This window comes from Kitasatospora sp. NPDC089913 (assembly GCF_044748625.1).
Taxonomy (GTDB): domain Bacteria; phylum Actinomycetota; class Actinomycetes; order Streptomycetales; family Streptomycetaceae; genus Kitasatospora.
Genome location: NZ_JBIVGI010000004.1, coordinates 328079 through 345408, shown reverse-complemented (window position 1 = coordinate 345408; position 17330 = coordinate 328079). Strand labels below are relative to the sequence as shown.

At 74.0% G+C, this 17330-nt stretch carries 11 protein-coding genes; 2 read left to right on the top strand and 9 right to left on the bottom strand.

Annotated features, from left to right (window positions below):
* Positions 1-19 precede the first annotated feature (19 nt).
* The 4 genes from ACIPYS_RS09485 to ACIPYS_RS09470 form a co-directional block, all read right to left on the bottom strand.
* Positions 20-1204, bottom strand: coding sequence for a macrolide family glycosyltransferase (locus ACIPYS_RS09485; protein WP_400745075.1), 1185 nt, complete (start codon positions 1202-1204; stop codon positions 20-22).
* 76 nt (positions 1205-1280) lie between these two features.
* Positions 1281-2573 carry a hypothetical protein gene (locus tag ACIPYS_RS09480; RefSeq protein WP_400745074.1) on the bottom strand — a complete coding sequence of 431 codons (1293 nt, stop codon included), beginning with the start codon at positions 2571-2573 and terminating at the stop codon, positions 1281-1283.
* 304 nt (positions 2574-2877) lie between these two features.
* Positions 2878-3231, bottom strand: coding sequence for a helix-turn-helix transcriptional regulator (locus ACIPYS_RS09475; protein ID WP_400745073.1), 354 nt, complete (start codon positions 3229-3231; stop codon positions 2878-2880).
* Positions 3232-3261: 30 nt separating this feature from the next.
* A complete protein-coding gene (locus ACIPYS_RS09470) occupies positions 3262-4023 on the bottom strand; it encodes a thioesterase II family protein (protein WP_400745071.1) in 762 nt (253 codons plus the stop codon).
* A gap of 676 nt (positions 4024-4699) precedes the next feature.
* Here ACIPYS_RS09470 and ACIPYS_RS09465 point away from each other — a divergent pair.
* The gene (locus tag ACIPYS_RS09465) at positions 4700-6532 is read left to right on the top strand and encodes a BTAD domain-containing putative transcriptional regulator (RefSeq protein WP_400745210.1); all 1833 of its coding nucleotides are present in this window, start codon (positions 4700-4702) and stop codon (positions 6530-6532) included.
* A gap of 140 nt (positions 6533-6672) precedes the next feature.
* The gene (locus tag ACIPYS_RS09460; protein ID WP_400745069.1) at positions 6673-7335 is read left to right on the top strand and encodes a class I SAM-dependent methyltransferase; all 663 of its coding nucleotides are present in this window, start codon (positions 6673-6675) and stop codon (positions 7333-7335) included.
* 56 nt (positions 7336-7391) lie between these two features.
* On the opposite strand, the gene ACIPYS_RS09455 is transcribed toward ACIPYS_RS09460, so the two are convergent.
* From ACIPYS_RS09455 to ACIPYS_RS09435, 5 genes are read right to left on the bottom strand one after another with little or no spacing between them, the layout of a single operon-like run.
* A complete protein-coding gene (locus ACIPYS_RS09455; protein ID WP_400745068.1) occupies positions 7392-8492 on the bottom strand; it encodes an HAD-IIIC family phosphatase in 1101 nt (366 codons plus the stop codon).
* Positions 8493-8527: 35 nt separating this feature from the next.
* A complete protein-coding gene (locus ACIPYS_RS09450; RefSeq protein ID WP_400745067.1) occupies positions 8528-9643 on the bottom strand; it encodes an acyl-CoA dehydrogenase family protein in 1116 nt (371 codons plus the stop codon).
* Complete coding sequence (locus tag ACIPYS_RS09445) at positions 9636-9917, bottom strand: acyl carrier protein (RefSeq protein ID WP_400745065.1); 282 nt, start codon at positions 9915-9917, stop codon at positions 9636-9638. Before ACIPYS_RS09445 ends, ACIPYS_RS09450 begins: the two co-directional genes overlap by 8 nt.
* 35 nt (positions 9918-9952) lie before the next feature.
* Positions 9953-10822 (bottom strand): 3-hydroxyacyl-CoA dehydrogenase family protein, encoded by an 870-nt coding sequence (locus tag ACIPYS_RS09440; protein ID WP_093858290.1) that lies wholly within the window; start codon positions 10820-10822, stop codon positions 9953-9955.
* A gap of 17 nt (positions 10823-10839) precedes the next feature.
* Complete coding sequence (locus ACIPYS_RS09435; protein WP_400745063.1) at positions 10840-17301, bottom strand: type I polyketide synthase; 6462 nt, start codon at positions 17299-17301, stop codon at positions 10840-10842.
* Positions 17302-17330: the final 29 nt, after the last annotated feature.

The window sequence follows — 17330 nt, the reverse complement described above, 5'->3', positions numbered from 1 at the left end:
CCGTACCCCTGTGGTGGGATCAGCTCGTGCGCTTCAGGTAGGCCTCGATCTCGTCGGCGGCGCGGGTGGCACCGCCGGCCGCCCGGACGAGCCGCTGCGCCTCGACGACCCGCTCCCGCACGGCCTCGTCGGCGGCCACCTCGGTGATCGCGGCCCGCAGCACGCTCACGTCGGCCTGCGCCGGCAGCAGTTCCCGGCCGAGGCCCAGCTCGGCCACCCGCGCGGTGTTGGCGGCGACGTCCGGCCAGGACGGCACTCCGAGTATCGGGCAGCCGGCGTCCAGGGCCTCCAGCACGCCGCCCACGCCACCGTGGGTGATCACCAGCCGAGCGTGCCGGAGCACCGCCAGGTGCGGGACCCAGCGGTGGACCTCGACGTTGTCCGGCAACGGACCGAGGTCGGCCGGGTCCATCCCGCCGCCGACCGAGACGACGGCGTGCCAGGGCAGCTCGGCGAAGGCGTCCACGCACAGCCGGAAGAACTCCGGATGCCGGTTGTGCACCGTCCCCATCGAGACCAGCGCCACCGGCAGGCCGCTCGCCGGGGGCTGCCACTCCCCCAGGAAGGAGCGCTCCGCAAGACACGGCCCGACGAAGGCGAAGCGCTCGTCGAAGCTCTCGCCGTGCGGCTGGAAGAACCGCGGCACATGGACGATGTTGAGGCGCTCGGTGCGCGTCATGAACTCCTGCACCGGCTCGTCGACGCCGTGCGAGGCCAGCAACTCGGCCATCCGGACCCCGAAATCGACCAGCACCTCCTCGGTGAGCGGGACCGCACCGTCCGCCTCCATCATCTGCTGCACGAAGGAGTAGGTGTCGTTGGAGGCGAAGAACGGCGTCGACTGGACGGCCGGGATCCCCCAGGTGTGCGCCAGAACCCGGCCCGCCTGGAACGCCACGGCGTCGTAGACCACCGCGTCGGGCCCGGCCTGGCCGAACCGCTCCTGGACCGCGCGCAGGACGGCGATGTTCTCGTCCAGGAAGACCAGCGGCGCGCGCCCGTTGTCGGGGCCGCCCACGCTCTCCAGCGGCTGGGTGGAGTCGTAGCGCAGGTGCTCCGCGCCGACCTCGGCCAGCGCCTCGGCGAACTCGTCGACCGCCGCGTAGGTGACCCGGTGCCCTCGGCGCACCAGTTCACCGACGACCGCCAGAGTGGGGAAGACATGGCCGTGGGTCGGGATGTTGACCATCAGGATGTGACTCACTGCGACTCCGTCGGTATCGGGAAGAGGAACGCGGGAGTGGAACGGGGAAGGAGGAGCGGCGCGGCAGGGGCGCGGCTCAGCTGTGGTCCTGGTCCGGGCCGGCCTCGGACTGCTGCTCGAACTGCTGCTCGGCGGCCTGCCGGGCGGCCGCGATCTCCTCGGCGCTCAGCTCCCGGCGCGGGATCCAGGCGGGGAGGGTGCCCTCCTCGTTCCGGCCTTTGTCGAGGATCGCCAGGTTGTGGTAGAAGTGCGCGCCGGCCAGCGTCCGGTCGGTCCCGCTCGGACGGTGCGCGGTCGTCGGCTCGTGCTCCTCGTGGTTGAGGCCGTCGAGCAGCTGCTTGAGGAAGCCCATGCTGGTGGTCGGGTCGCCGAGCCGCTCCGAACTGCCGCCGAAGCCCGGCCAGTAGGAGGTCTGCAGGTCCTCGATCACATAGAGCCCGCCCGGGACCACGTGCGGGAAGAGCGCACCGAAGGCGGCGATGACGTCCGGGCAGTGGTGGCTGCCGTCGTCGATGACGATGTCGATCGGCCCGATCCGCTCGGCCAGCGCGGTGAGGAAGGCCGGGTCCGCCTGGTCGCCCCGGACGGTGTGGATCCGCTGCTCGCGCAGCGCCGTCTTGTCGTACACGTCGACCCCGTAGACGAGGCCCCGCCGGAAGAAGCGCTTCCACATCCGCAGCGAGCCACCGCCGGCCGCCGGGTCCGCGTAGCCGCCGATCCCCAGTTCCAGGACGGTGAGCGGCCGGTCCCGCAGCGGGGCGAAGTGCCGGGCGTAGTGATCGGTGTAGTAGTGCAGCCCCCACTTGTCCGAACCGTGACGCAGCGACAACTCGGCCAGGTCGACCGGCTGTTCCGCCAGACCGCGGAGCAGCTGCTGGACCACCGGGAAGGCCGCCAGCACGGACACCAGCCGGGCCGGGTCCTCGATACCGTGCCAGGTGATCACGGGCGCGCGGTGGCCCGCGGTGTGCCGGGCGCCGAAGACGGCGCGGGCCAGGTCGAGCAGGTCCAGCGCGACGGTGGCACCGGGCTCCTCGGCCGGCCCGGCGCGGTGCTCGGCCTTGGGGCCGGTCAGCAGGTGATGCCGGAGCACCTGGCCGTCGAAGGCGAGTTCGAACTCCACCACCACCGCCGCGGCGGCGAGTTGCTCGCTCAGGTCGGCCCGGCCGGCCAGTTCGTCCACCAGGGCGGCGGCCGTCCGCTCGGCGCCCGCCGACCTGATCACCGCCGCGAGCTGCTCCTCGGGCCCGTCCGCCGCCAGGATCAGGGCGCGGATCCGGCGCAGGTCGCTCTCGTGCGGGTCCGGGTCCCGGTCCGACGGGCTGTTCACGTGCCGGCCGTTCTCGTGCTGTCCGGTGAGGGCGGTCATGAGTGAGCCTTTCCACGAGGGATTCGGGAGGACGGGCACCGGTGCGAAAGGAGGGGTCGGTGGTGCGGCCCGGACACGGTGCGGCAGAAGCGGGGCCCGGCAGACACAATGCCGCAGAATCCGCTGTTCGACCGGACGCGCGGGAACATGTCTCGTCGCGCGATATCGATACGATATCCAGGCCCCGGAAGATATCCGGCGGCATATCGTCCGCGTCGCTCCCCGCCTTCGGAACTGATTTCTTTTCGGCCCGTCCTCCGGAGCGGGCCCGCGAGGGCGGGAGAACGGCGTGCCCCGCCCTCGGCTAGGACTCGAGGAATTCCGGGAGGACACGGGGTGGCCATGCCCCGACGCTCAGCACTCCGAGGGAGTGCGCCCGGGAGACCAGGGCGGGCCGGTTCGCGGCCTGGAAACGGCGCATCAGCAGCCCGACGCGGTACTCGATGCCCTGCCGGCTCAGATAGAGCGATGCCGCCAGTTGCACGGTCGAGGTGCCGACCGCGACACCTTCCAGGATGCGGGCGTCCACGGTGGTCAGCCGCCGCACGCCCCCGCCTCCGGCAGGGCCCCCGCCCGCCGGACGGGCGTGGCCGGCGGGCCCGGACCGCGGCGGCCGCCGGGCGGGCTTGGTCTCCTCGGAGGTCGCTGACGGTGTCACTTCCGCCCCCCTTCCCTGTCGTCGGTGCTCTCAGGTGCGCAGTGTGCCGGCGAGGTGGTCGCGGAGCATGCCGGTCACCTCGTCCGCCCGGCTGCTGAGGTAGAAGTGCCCGCCGGGAAAGACCTTCAGGTCGAACGCGGCCGTCGTGCGGTCGCGCCAGTGCCCGGCCTCGGCCACCGGTGTCCAGGCGTCCTGGTCCCCGACCACCGCGGTGAGCGGGCAGCCCACCGCGGCTTCCTGGTCGGCCCGGTAGGCCCCCAGGGCCAGGTAGTCGCCGCGCAGCGCGGGCAGCACCATCCCCAGCAGTTCCCGGTCCTCCAGGAACCGGGCGTCGGTGCCGCTCATGGCCCTGACCTCGGCCAGGATGCCCTCGTCGTCGAGCGGGTGCGAGGGCCCGGGCCCGTCCGCGGAAGGCCCCTTGCGGCCGGAGACGAAGAGGTGCTCGATCCGACCTCCCGCGCGCTCGATCCGCCGGGCCACCTCGAAGGCGACGAGCGCGCCCATGCTGTGTCCGAAGAGGGTCAGCGGGAGGTCGTCCCGGCGGCGCAGCGCCTCGGCCACCTCGTCGGCCGTGCGGTGCAGGTCCTGGACGCCGGGTTCCTCCCGGCGGTCCTGCCTGCCGGGGTACTGCACGGCCAGGACGTCGACCGGGCCGCTCAGTGCGGCGGACACCGGGAAGTAGAAACTCGCCGAGCCGCCGGCGTGCGGGAAGCAGACCAGTCGGCGTGCGGCCGTCGGCGAGGGATGGAAGCGACGGCACCACAGGTCGCTGTCCAAGGAGGGGGAGGTCATGTCGGCCTTACATTCCTTTCTCGAAATCCGCGCAGTGCCGGCGGGCAGGGTGTGGTGACCACGCGGGACGTCCTCCGCACCGGCGGACCGCCTGTTACGCGGTGATACGGGAGGCTCCGAGCGACGGTGACCGGCGGCGATCGGCGAGTCACGGACAGCGCATATGACAGCCTGCCATGCCACTCGGAATGTCAGCAAGTGCGCATCGGTACGAATCCGGCCACTCGGGTCCGGATTCAATTCGGGCCGTCGCTTCGGTGAATGACGGGAGCGGAGCGTTGCGGCGCGGGGCAATCCTGGGGGATTCGCTCGGCTCCGGCTCGGCGGTGACAGTCCGGCAGGACCGTGCACCGCGGATCCGGCCGAGGAGGCGACGGCACCCCGTGGCGGGCCACGGGGTCGGCGACGATGCGGTGGCGAGCGGCTTCACCGGCCGGTGGACCGTGGCGGGCGGCCCGGTCGTGACCGCCGTGACGGTACCGCGCAGCGTAAACCCGGCACGAGCACAAGACCTGCGCTCTAGGAATACACCTAGACCCGACGGGACCGCGTTGACCCGTACACGGTCGCCCAAGAGGCTGTAGGCAGTCTTGCCCGCCGGTCGTACGACGAAGAGGACTCCCCCTTGAACTTCCTGTTGCTGGGCCCGCTTTCGGTCCGGTTGAACGCGTGCGAGGTGCACGTGTCGGCGCCGAGGCAGCGCGTGGTCATGGCAGCGCTCCTCCTCAACGCCAACCGGGTGATCTCGGTCGACCGGATCGCCGAGTACGTCTGGGACGGCTCCCCGCCGCCGAGTGCGGCCGCGACCGTCCGCACCTATGTGATGCGCCTGCGGCAGTCGCTGGGCGAGCGCGCCTCCGCCCGGATCCTCACCCGGGCACCCGGCTACCTCCTCGAACTCGGCGAGCACGAGAGCGATCTCGGGCAGTTCACGGCCCACCGGCGGCGCGCGGCGGAGCTCGCCGAGCGCGGAGATCTGGAGGGCTCCTCCGCCGAGCTGGCCGGGGCGCTCGCCCTGTGGCGCGAGGAGCCGCTGGCGGACATCCCGTCGCAGACGCTGCGCGACGTCGAGGGCCGCTACCTCCAGGAGCTCCGCCTGCAGACCATGGAGTTGCGGTTCGACACGGAGCTGGCGCTGCTGCGGCACGCCGAGGTCGTGCCGGAGCTGGTGCGGCTGGTACGCAAGCACCCCTTGCGGGAGGCCCTGGCGGGCAAGTTGATGCTGGCGCTGAGCCGCTCGGGACGGCAGTCGGAGGCCCTGGACCTCTACCAGCGCACCCGGGCGCTGCTCGTCGAGCAGCTCGGCGCCGAGCCGAGCAGCGATCTGCGCGAGGTCCACCAGCACATCCTCTCGGCCCACGACCGGCCCCGCGCGCCCGACCCGCTGGAGCAGCCCGCGAAGGCCCAACCGGCGGCCGTCGCACCGGCGCCGGCCGCCGCCTGGGAGAGTTCCCGCTGGCCGAGCCCGGCGCAGCTGCCCTCGGTTCCGCTGCCGCTGGCGGCCCGCTCCGGTGCACTGGCGCGGCTGCAGCACTTCCTGACGACCGCCACCATGCCTGCGGGCATGGTGGCGACGGCGGTGGTGACCGGCCGGGGCGGTGTCGGCAAGAGCGCGCTGGCCCTGCAAGCGGCGCACGCCGTGCGCGCTTCCTCGGTGCACGGCCAGCTCTACGCGGATCTCGGCGGGGCCGAGCGGCCGCTGACCGCCCGGGCGGTGCTGCCGCGGTTCCTGGCGGACCTCGGTGTGCCCCGGGACGAGATACCCGGGGAGGAGTCGGAACGGGAGAGCCTCTACCGCTCGCTCACCGCGGGCCGTCGTCTGCTGGTGGTGCTCGACAACGCCTCCAGCGCCGCGCAGGTGCGGCCGCTCATCCCGGGCAGCGGGGGCAGCAGGCTGCTGGTGACCAGCCGACGGCGGCTGGCCGATCTGGAGGGGGCGTCCCCGCTCGTGCTCGACCCGCTGGACGAGGCCGGCTCGCTGGAGCTGCTGGGCAGCATCGTCGGCCCGGCCAGGATCGGTGCCGAACCGCGGTCGGCCCGTTCGGTACTGACGGTCTGCGCGGGCCTGCCGCTGGCGATCCGGATCGCGGGGACCCGGCTGCTGGAGCGCCCGCACTGGACCATCGGGCACTTCGCCCGGCGGCTCACGGACGCCCCGCGGCTGCTGGACGAACTGAGCGCGGGCGACCTCGGCGTCCGGTCCTGCCTCGACGCCGACCACGCCGGGCTCCGGCGGACGGCCCGGACCGGGGTCGACCCGGCCGAGGTGTTCAGCGCGCTGGGGGCCACCGGATCGCGTTCGGTCTCCAGCAGCAAGGTCGCGGTGATGTTCGGCTGCTCCGAGGCGCAGGCCGAGGAGGCCTTGGAGGCCCTGGTCGAGGCGAATCTGCTGGGTGAGCCGGCGGGGGGCCGCTACCGGCTGGACGCGCTGCTGCGGGCGTACGCCCGCGAGCGGGCGCAGGCGGTCGCCGTGCGGCAGCACGACCACCCGTACATGCGCGCCGGGTGACCGTCCCGGCGGCCCGGTGACGGGCACCCGGCGGCCCGGTTCCCCTGCCCGCCACGCTTTTTCGACCCGATCTCCTTCGACCCGATCTGCTCCGTCCCGATCTGCTCCGTCCCGATCTGCCTCGAGAGGACCCCCGCGCCATGGCCCACCAGACAGAAGCCACCCACGACCTGCTCGCCTACGTCCGGGAGGTCTCCCTCCGTGACGACGATCTGCTCAGGGAACTGCGGGAGGCCACCGCGGAGCTGCCGGGCGGAACCGCCATGCAGGTGATGGCGGAGGAGGGCCAACTGCTCTCTCTGCTGGTCGGGTTGACGGGGGCGCGGGCGGTGCTGGAGATCGGCACCTTCACCGGCTACAGCACCCTGTGCATGGCCCGCGCGCTCCCGGCCGACGGGGTGCTGGTGTCCTGCGACATCGACGACCGGTGGCCGGCCATCGGCGCCGACTTCTGGAAGCGGGACGGGGTCGACTCGCGGATCGACCTGCGGATCGGCGATGCCACCGCGACCCTGGACGCGCTGCTGGCAGAGCGCGGGCCGGAGAGCTTCGACCTGGTGTTCATCGACGCGGACAAGACCAACTACGTCTCCTACTACGAGACTTCGCTGGCGCTGCTGCGCACCGGCGGACTGATCGTGGTCGACAACACCCTCTTCTTCGGCCGGGTCGTCGATCCGGCCGCCGTCGACCCGGAGACCGCCGGGGTCCGGGCTCTGAACCGGCTGCTGCACGAGGACCCCCGGGTGGAGCTGTCCCTGCTGGTGATGGCCGACGGGATCACGCTCGTCCGCAAGCGCTGAGGACGGCGGGCCGGGGCCGGCGCTCCCGGGGCCCGGGAGCGCCGGCCCCGCGGCGGTCACGACGTTCCCGGGCCCCCTTCCGGCACGCTCAGGTCGGGTGCGTCCACGTCGATGACGGTGGACACCACACGCGGGCCGGGCGCGAGGTGCAGGCGCTGGAGCCCGGTGCCCTCCGGAGCCGGGTCGAGGACGGCCGCGCACGGGCACGGGGCCTCGTCCAGGCCCTCGAAGCCCGCGAACCGGTAGGCGATCTCCATCATCCGGTTGCGGTCGGTCGCCCGGAAGTCCGCGACCAGGTGGGCCCCGGACCGGGCGGCGGCGTCGGCCAGCCAGTTCAGCAGGGTCGCACCGGCGCCGTAGGCGACGACGCGGCAGGAGGTGGCGAGCAGCTTGAGGTGCCACAGACCCGGGTGCCGCTCCAGCAGCAGGACGCCGACCGCGCCGTGCGGGCCGAAGCGGTCGGTGAGGGTGACCACCAGGACCTCGTGCCGGGGGTCGGTGATCAGGCCGCGCAGCACCGCGTCCGGGTAGTGGACCCCGGTCGCGTTCATCTGGCTGGTGCGCAGGGTGAGTTCCTCGACCCGGGACAGCTCCTCGCCGGTGGCCCGGCCGATCCGCATCCGCAGGTCCAGGGAGCGCAGGAACTCCTCGTCGGAACCGGGGGCGGCCGCCCGCTCGGCCTCCCGGCGGAAGCCCGCCTGGTACATCCGGCGCCGCCGCCGGGAGTCGACAGTGCTGGTCGCGGGGGTGAACTCGGCGAGTTCGGGGAGGCCGAGGACCTCCTCGGCCGGGTAGCACCGTACGTCGGGCAGGTGGAAGGCCACCTCGGCGCGTTCGGCGGCCCGGTCGTCGATGAAGGCGACGGCCGTGAGCGCGAAGTTCAGCCGGTCGGCGATCCGCCGCACCGACTCGGACTTGGCGCCCCACCCGATCTCCGGCAGGACGAAGTACTCGGCCAGGCCGAACGCCTCCAGCCGGGCCCAGGCGTGCTCGTGGTCGTTGCGGCTGGCGACGGACTGGAGGATGCCGCGCGAGTCGAGCTCGATCACCACCTTGCGCACCTCGTCCGGCAGGTGCACTTCGCCGTCCTCCAGCAGGGTGCCCTGCCAGAGGGTGTCGTCCAGGTCCCAGACCAGGCACTTGACGATCTCGGCCATGTCGTCCTTCCTCGTCGTCGCGTCCGCGGGCCCGGTCACGGTGCCCCCGTACCGGCGAGGGCGTGCTGTGCCAGCATCAGCCGGCACAGCTCGTTGCTGCCCTCGATGATCTCCATCAGCTTGGCGTCCCGGTACGCCCGGGCCACCGCGTGCCCGTCCCGGGACCCGGCCGAGGCCAGTACCTGGACGGCCGTCGCCGCGCCCCGGGCGGCCTGGGTCGCACTGACGTGCTTGGCCAGTACGGTCGCCACCACCTGGTCCGGCGACCCTTCGTCCCAGCACCGGCTCGCGTGCTCGCAGACCCGCGTGGCCACCTGCTCGGCCGTGTAGAGGTCCGCGAGGTGTCCGGCGACGAGCTGGTGCTCCGCCAGCGGCCTGCCGAACTGCTCCCGTCCGGCGGCGTGCGCGGTGGCCGCCGCCAGACAGGCCCGCAGGATGCCCACGCACCCCCAGGCGACGGACATCCGCCCGTAGGCGAGCGCGGTCGTCACCAGCAGGGCGGGCGGCAGTCCGTGACCGCCCAGGACGCTGTCGGCCGGCAGCCGCACCCCGTCGAGGTGGACGTCGGCGTGCCCGGCCGCGCGGCAGCCGAGCGGGTCGGCGATCCGCTCGATCCGCACGCCGGGCGTGTCGGCGGGCACCACGACGGCCGCCGCGCCGTCCTCGTAGCGGCCGACGACGACCAGCAGGTCGGCGTAGTGGGCGGCGGTCACCCACTTCTTGTGCCCGTCGACGACGACCGCGTCCCCGTCGCGGCGGACGGTCGTCGTCATCGCCGCGAGGTCGCTGCCGGCGCCGGGCTCGCTGAAGCCGACCGCCGCCAGTGCGCCGCCGGTCAGCCGGGGGAGGTGGACGGCCGACTGCGCGGCGGTGCCCAGGCGCTGGACGGTCCATGCCGCCATGCCCTGGGAGGTCATCACGCTGCGCAGCGAACTGCACAGGCCGCCCACGTGAGCGGTGTAAGCGCCGCTGCGCGTGCTGCTGAGCCCCCAGCCGCCGTACTGCTCCGGGACTTCGGCGCACAGCCTGCCCTCGGCGCCGAGTTCGCGGAGCAGGTCCAGCGGGATCAGGCCGGTGCGGTCCCACTCCCCCGCCAGGTCGCCGACCCGCAGGGTGACGGAGGTCATCGCACCGCTCAGGTCCTCACCCATTCAGGCCGCCCGCGGCGGGCACCCGCAGCCGCTCCACCAGCTCCGCCATCCGCCGTACGGTGCGGAAGTTGTCCAGCCGCAGGTCCGCGCCGCGGACGGCGACGGCGTAGGTCTTCTCCAGGTGCACCACCACCTGCATGGCGAAGAGGGACGACAGGCCGCCGGCGCCGAACAGGTCGGTGTCGGCGTCCCAGGCGGTTCCGGTGCGTGCTTCCAGGAATCCCAGCAGTTCCTTCTCCAGGTCCTGGGTGTCGGGCGTGTTCGCTGCGGTCATGGCCTTCTCCTCGTCGGGGTGAACAGGTGGGGTGCTCAGGCGTAGTCGTAGAAGCCGCGTCCGGACTTGCGGCCCAACCGCCCCTCGCGGACCAGCCGGAGCAGCAGTTCGGTCGGGCGGCAGCCGTCGTCGCCGGTGCGTTCGTGGAGCACGGTGAGGGAGTCGACAAGGTTGTCGATGCCGATCAGGTCCGCGGTGCGCAGCGGGCCGGTGGGGTGTCCCAGACAGCCCTGCATCAGGGCGTCGACGTCCTCGGCGGTCGCCGTTCCCTCCTCCACGACCCGGGCCGCGTCGTTGATCATCGGGTGCAGGATGCGGCTGGTCACGAAGCCGGGCGCGTCCCGGACGACCACCGCGCGCCGCCGCAGGGTCGTGAGCAGGGCCGCCACGGCGGCCATCGTGGCGTCCCCGGTCCTGGCGCCGCGGACCACTTCGGCGGTTCCGATCAGGTAGGGCGGGTTCATGAAGTGGGTGCCGACCAGTTCCTCCGGCCGCTCCAGGGCCCCGGCCAGTTCGTCGACGGGGATGGAGGAGGTGTTGGTGATCAGCAGGGTTCCGGGCCGGACCAGTTTGGAGACCTCGGACAGGACGGCGGCCTTGGTCGCGGCGTTCTCGGTGACCGCCTCGACGACGGCGGTGGCTCCGGCGGCGGCCTCGAGCGAGGTGCCGGTGGCCAGGGCGCCGAGGGGCGTCCCGGCGGGCAGGGCGCCCATGAGTTCGGCGAGCCGGAGTTCGCCGTCGATCAGGTCCGCGGCCCGGTCGAGCCGTTCGCGGTCGATGTCGACCAGCTGGACCGGCAGGCCGTGTCCGAGGGCGAGGACGGTGATTCCGACGCCCATCACCCCGGCTCCCAGCACGGTGAGGGCCTGTCGCGGGGGGGAATCGTCGTACGGGGCCGTGGTCAACGGCTTCTCCTTCGTTTTCACCGGGCACCGGGGGTGCGGAGGGTGCTGTCGAGCCAGCCGGCGACGGCGTCGCCGGTGGTCGCGACATGCTGTTCCATGATCGAGAAGTGGTCTCCGGGGACGTCGACGACGCTGTCGGCGCCGGCCCAGGTCGAGCGCCAGTCGCCCGCTTCGGCCGACGGGCGACCGAGCGGGGTGGAAGCGCGGACCAGCAGCAGCGGGGCGCGGACCGCCGGGGGCTTCCAGTCGTCGAGCAGACGGAAGTAGCCGCCCATCGCGGTCAGCCTGGTCCCGTCCATCGGGGCCGCCCGGTCCTCGCGGGCGAACATGCCGCCCAGCAGGACGTCGTTGAACTGGGTGATGCCCTGGTTGTCGGAGAGGTAGGTGTCCAGCAGCACCACGGCCGCCGGGCCCTCGCCGCGCTGTTCCAGCGCGGCGGCCACGCCGTGGGCGAGCGTGCCGCCGGAGGAGGAGCCGGCCAGCACGAGCGTCCGTCCGGGCAGTTCCCGGAGCAGTGTCGTCGCCTGGAAGTCCAGCAGGGCCGACATGTCGGCGGGCAGTTCCTGCTCGGGGACGAATCCGGGGGCGTCCAGGGCGGCGACGGCGTAGCGGTCCCGGAAGCGGGCGGCGAAGCGGGCGTACTGGTGGGCGCCGCCGAGCGCGACGACGGAGCCGAAGCAGACGAGTACGGGGGCGTCGGCTCGCTCGTTCAGGCGCAGCAGCCGCGGGCCGGTGCCGGCGGCCGCGAGGTCGCTGCCGCGGTGGAAGGCCGGGCGCAGGGCGGAGGCGTTCTTGAGCAGGGCGATGCCCTCGTCGATCCGGCCGAGTGCGCAGGCCTGGCGGAACAGCACGCTCACCGGGTCGCTGTCGACGGCGTCGGTGCCGGACACGGAGGCTCCGGCCGCGGGGGTTCCGGCCGCGGGTGCCGTTCCGGCCCTGGGGGTGTCCTCCGGCCGGGCCTCGGCGGCGAGGCGCGCCGCGAGCGCGGCGGGGGTGCCGCTGTCGAAGACGGCGGAGGGCCGCAGCCGCAGTCCGGTGGCGGCGGCCAGCCGGTTGCGCAGCTCCACCGCGGTCAACGAGTCGAATCCGACGGAGAGGAAGGGCACCGTCGCGGACAGCGCCCCGGAGTCGCTGTGGCCGAGGACTTCGGCGGCCTCGGCGAGGACGAGTTCGCGCAGGACCAGCTCGCGTCCCTGTTCGTCGGCGGCGGTGTCGAGCCGATGCCGGAGCGCTGCGGCGGCGGTCGGCGTCCCCTTCGCCCCGGTCGTCGCGGTCGGGCCGCGGCGGACCAGGGAGCGCAGCATCGGGTGCACCGGGCCGTCGCCGCGCACGGTCAGGTCCAGGTGGGCCAGGACGACGGGACTCCCGCCTGCCGACGGGGCGGCGTCCGGGACGCACACGCTGTCCAGCAGGGCCATGGCCTCCTCGTCGGAGAGGCCGCGGGCGCCGCGCCGGTCGATGCGCCGCCGTTCGGCGCCGCCGAGCTCCGCCGTCATCCCGCTCACCCGCTCCCAGGGCCCCCAGGCCAGGGACAGGCCGGGGAGCCCGAGCCGTCGGCGTTCCGCGACGAGGGCGTCCAGCGCGGCGTTGGCGGCCGAGTAGGACGCCTGTCCGGGGCTGCCCAGCACGCCCGCGGCGGAGGAGAAGACGACGAACGCGGCGAGGTCCGCTCCGCGCGTCAGCCGGTCGAGGTGGTGGGCGGCGTCGACCTTGGGCCGCAGGACGCTGCTCATCCGCTCCCCCGTCAGCCCGTCCAGCAGACCGTCGTCGAGCACTCCGGCGGTGTGGACCACGGCGCACAGGGGACGGTGTTCGGGGATGCCTGCCAGGGCGGTGGCCAGGGCCTGACGGTCGGACACATCACAGCTGAGGGCGGTCAGTTCCGCTCCGGCCCCGGAAAGCTCCGCCGTCAGCTCCGGCATGCCGGGGGCGTCGGCGCCGCGGCGGCTCAGCACGAGGAGGTGGCGCACCCCGTGCGCGGCGACCAGGTGGCGCGCCAGGACGGCCGCGAGAGCGCCACCGCCGCTCAGCAGGACCGTCCCGTCGGCCGGTCCGAACGCGCCGGCCGGCCGGGCCGCTGTCCCGGGAGTGGGCGCGGGAGTGGACGCGGGGGCGGCGTTCGTGGCGTTCGTGGCGGTGGCCGGCGGCCTCACCAGTCGGGGCGCGTACAGGACGCCGCCGCGCAGGGCCGCCTGCGGTTCGCCCGTGGCGAGCAGGTCGGCGAGCGCGTCGCCGAGACCGTCAGCGTCCGGCCCTTCGACGTCCAACAGCACGAACCGGTCCGGGTGTTCGAGCTGAGCGGCCCTGAGCATGCCCCAGACGGCCGCCGCGCCGAGGTCCGTCGGCCGCGGCTGCGCGCCGAACGGGCCGGTCGCACCCCTGGTGAGCACCACCAGGGGTGTCCGGGCGGTGGTGTCGTCGGCCAGGTGGGCCCGGAGGCGGTCCAGGACCCCGGACGCGACCGCGTGCACCGCCGCGGGGTCCGCCTCCCGGGCGGGGGCTTCGGCGGTCGCACCGTTCGCGGTCACGGTGTCGGCAGTCACGGTCCCGGCGGACGGGGGGCAGGTCAGCAGCATCGCGTCGGGTGTCGCGGACGGGGGTTCGGTGGGGAAGGCGGCCGGCAGCAGCCGCTCGTCCCGCGGGCCGAGGAGGCCCCAGCGGGTGACCGGGCGCGGACCGGGCCCGGCAGCGACCGGCGTCCAGCCGACGTGGAAGACGGAGCCGGAGGACGCCCGCAGGGCGGCGGTGGACGCCGTGCGCAGGGTGAGCGAGCCGACGGTCGCCACGGTGCTCCCCGACGGATCGGTGATCAGCGCGGTGACGGCGTCGGGGCCGCCGGGGCGCAGCCGGACACGCAGGACCGTCGCGTCGGAGGGTTCGATCGCGACCCGCTGCCAGGAGAACGGCAGCGGGACGCCGTCGGCGGGCTCCGGGCTCACGACGCCTTCGCGCAGACCGGTCGTCTGGAGGGCCGCGTCCAGGAGGGCCGGGTGCACGCCGAAGGTGTCCGCCCCGGTGCCGGGGAGGCCGTCGGGGAGGGCCACTTCGGCGTGGATCGCGTCCTCGGTGCGCCAGGCGGCGCGCAGTCCCCGGAACGCCGGGCCGTAGGCGACGCCCCGGGCTTCGAGCAGCCCGTACAGTGCGTCCACGTCGAGGGGGACCGCGTCGGGCGGGGGCCAGGTGCCGACCGGTTCGGACGTGTCGTCCCGGCCGGTCGTGTCGTCCCGGCCGGTCGTGTCGTCCCGGCCGGTCGTGTCGTCCCGGCCGGTCGTGTTGTCCCGGCCGGTCGTGTTGTCCTGGTCGGCCGAGGGCTCCCGGGGGCCGACCGCGCCGGTCGCGTGCCGGGTCCAGGGCCGTTCGGCGGAGCCGGGAGCGGCCTCGGGCCGGGAGTGGAACTCCACCGGGCGCCGTCCCGTGCCGTCCTCGGCACCCACCCGTACGCGCAGTTGCACAGCCTGATCGTCGGGCAGCAGCAGCGGGGCGGCGAGGGTCAGCTCCTCCACGAGGGCGCAGCCGAGGCGGCGGCCCACGTGCGCGGCCAGCTCCACGAGGGCCGCGCCGGGCACGATCACGGCTCCGGCCACGGCGTGGTCGACGAGCCAGGGGTGGGTGGCCGGGGAGAGCCGGCCGGTGAACAGGGTGCCCGCGTCGTCGGGCAGTTCGACCGCGGCGCCGAGCAGCGGGTGGTCCACGGCGGACTGGCCGACGGCCGCCTGGTCCCGGTCGGCCAGCACAGCGTCGAGCCAGTAGCGGCGGCGCTGGAAGGCGTAGGCGGGCAGGTCCACCCGCCGGGCGCCGGTTCCGGCGAACAACCGCTCCCAGTCGACCCGCAGGCCCCGGACGTGTGCCTCGGCGAGCGCGAGCTGGAACCGGTGGAGCCCTCCGGCCCCGCGTCGCAGGGTGTCGAGCAGCAGCGTGTCGGGGGCGCCGGCGTCGGCAGCCGTGTCCTCGATCGCGTACATCAGGGCGGGCTGGGGGCCGGACTCGACGAAGACGCGGTGCCCGGCCGCGAGGAGCGAGCGGGTCGCCCGCTCGAACTCGACGGTCTGCCGGATGTTGCGGTACCAGTACTCGGCGTCCAGGGACTTCGTGTCCAGCAGGCCGCCGGTCACGCTGGACCAGTACGGCACGGCACCTGCGAGGGGGGTGATCCCGTCCAGGTCGGAGAGCAGGCGCTCGCGGATCTGCTCCACGTGCGAGGAGTGCGACGCGAAGTCGGTCTCGATGCGAGTCGCCCACACGCCTTCCTCAAGGAGTTGCGCCACCAGTGCCGCCACCGCGTCCGCGTCACCCGACACCGCCACCGACGAAGGGCCGTTCACCGCCGCCACCGAGAGCCGGCCCGCCCACGGGGCGATGCGCTCCCGTGCCAGGTCCGCCGGCAGGGGCACCGAGGCCATACCGCCACGGCCCGCCAACGCCCCCACCGCGCGGGAACGCAGCGCCACCACCCGCGCCCCGTCGTCGATGCTCAGACCGCCCGCCACCACCGCCGCGGCGATCTCACCCTGCGAATGGCCCACCACCGCGTCCGGCACCACACCGAACGAACGCCACACCTCCGCCAGCGACACCATCACCGCCCACAGCACCGGCTGCACCACATCCACCCGCGCCAACAGCGCCTCCGAACCCAACGCCTCCACCAACGACCAGTCCACGTAAGGCGCCAGAGCACGCCCGCACTCCGCCATCCGCCCCGCGAACACCCCCGATTCGGCCAGCAGCTCCGCGGCCATCCCCACCCACTGCGAACCCTGACCCGGGAACACCAGCACCGAACGGCCCGGGACCGGCCCACCGCCGACCCTCACGGCCGCCGAGCCCACGCCCCGCGACAGGGCGGCGACACCGGCCAGCAGCTCGCCCCGGTCCGCCCCCACCACCACCGCACGCTCCGCGAACCGCGAACGCCCTGCCACCAGTGAGAGACCCACGTCCGCCACGCTCAGGCCCGGGTCCGCCACCACCCGCTCGTGCAGCGCCGTCGCCTGGGCGCGCAGCGCGTCCGGAGTGCGCGCCGACAGGATCCAGGGAACGGCGGGGAGTACCGGTTCCGGCGTGGCGGGCCCGTCGGAGGCCGCCGGGTCGGCCGGGGCCTGTTCGAGGACGACGTGGGCGTTGGTCCCACTGGCGCCGAAGGAGGACACCCCGGCCCGACGCGGACGGCCCGTCTCCGGCCAGGGGGCGGCCTCGGTGAGCAGGGAGACGGCTCCCTCGGTCCAGTCGATGCGGGGCGAGGGACGGTCGACGTGCAGGGTGCGCGGCATCACGCCGTGACGCATCGCGAGCACCGACTTGATCACCCCGCCGACACCTGCGGCGGCCTGGGTGTGGGACAGGTTGGACTTCAGCGATCCCAGCCGCAACGGCCGCCCGGCGGGCCGGCCCTGCCCGTACGCGGCCATGAGCGCCTGCGCCTCGATGGGGTCGCCGAGGACGGTGCCGGTGCCGTGCGCCTCCACCATGTCGACCTCGGACGGGGCGAGTCCGGCACGGGCGAGCGCCGCGTTGATGACGCGCTGCTGCGCGGGCCCGTTCGGGGCGGTCAGGCCGTTGCTGGCGCCGTCCTGGTTGACGGCCGAGCCGCGGACGACGGCCAGGACCGGGTGCCCGTTGCGGCGGGCGTCCGAGAGCCGTTCGAGCAGGAGCAGGCCGAGGCCCTCCCCGAACCCGGCTCCGTCCGCCGCGGACGAGAAGGACTTGCTGCGCCCGTCGGGTGCCAGGCCGCGCTGGCGGCTGAATCCGACGTACAGGCCGGGCGTGGACATCACGGTCACACCGCCGGCCAGGGCGAGGGTGGTGTCGCCGGAGCGCAGCCCCTGGCAGGCGAGGTGGACGGCGACCAGGGAGGACGAGCAGGCGGTGTCCAGGGTGACCGCCGGGCCTTCCAGGCCCAGCGTGTAGGCGATCCGGCCCGAGGCCACGCTGGGAATGGTGCCGGTGCCGAGGAAGCCTTCCACTTCCTCGGGCACCCGGCCGAGCCGGGACCCGTACTCGCTGTAGATCACTCCGGTGTAGACGCCGGTGCGGCTGCCGCGCAGGGTCGTCGGGTCGATGCCCGCGCGTTCCACCACCTCCCAGGAGGCTTCCAGCAGCAGCCGCTGCTGCGGGTCCATGGCCAGGGCCTCCCGCGGGGAGATGCCGAAGAAGCCGGCGTCGAAGCCGGTCGCGTCGTGGAGGAAGCCGCCTTCACGGACGTAGAAGGTGCCGGGGGCGTCGGGGTCGGCGTCGAAACCGCCCTCGACGTCCCAGCCGCGGTCGGTGGGGAACGGCGAGACCGCGTCGCGTTCCTTGAGCAGCAGCTCCCACAGGTCTTCCGGGGTACGCACGCCACCGGGGTAGCGGCAGCTCATCGCCACGACGGCGATGGGCTCGGCGGATTCGTCGCGCAGCCGTCGGTTCTCCTGCTGCAGGCGCTGGTTGTCCAGCAGCGAGGCTCGCAGGGCGGCGACCACCTGGTCCGTGTCGGTGGGCATGGGGTTGGCCTTCTCCTTCTGCGGCTGTC

Coding starts and splice junctions, on each gene's coding strand:
- ACIPYS_RS09480 (WP_400745074.1), bottom strand. CDS start 2,573: ATGACCGCCCTCACCGGACAGCACGAGAACGGCCGGCACGTGAACAGC.
- ACIPYS_RS09450 (WP_400745067.1), bottom strand. CDS start 9,643: ATGGGTGAGGACCTGAGCGGTGCGATGACCTCCGTCACCCTGCGGGTC.
- ACIPYS_RS09460 (WP_400745069.1), top strand. CDS start 6,673: ATGGCCCACCAGACAGAAGCCACCCACGACCTGCTCGCCTACGTCCGG.
- ACIPYS_RS09445 (WP_400745065.1), bottom strand. CDS start 9,917: ATGACCGCAGCGAACACGCCCGACACCCAGGACCTGGAGAAGGAACTG.
- ACIPYS_RS09435 (WP_400745063.1), bottom strand. CDS start 17,301: ATGCCCACCGACACGGACCAGGTGGTCGCCGCCCTGCGAGCCTCGCTG.
- ACIPYS_RS09470 (WP_400745071.1), bottom strand. CDS start 4,023: ATGACCTCCCCCTCCTTGGACAGCGACCTGTGGTGCCGTCGCTTCCAT.
- ACIPYS_RS09455 (WP_400745068.1), bottom strand. CDS start 8,492: ATGGCCGAGATCGTCAAGTGCCTGGTCTGGGACCTGGACGACACCCTC.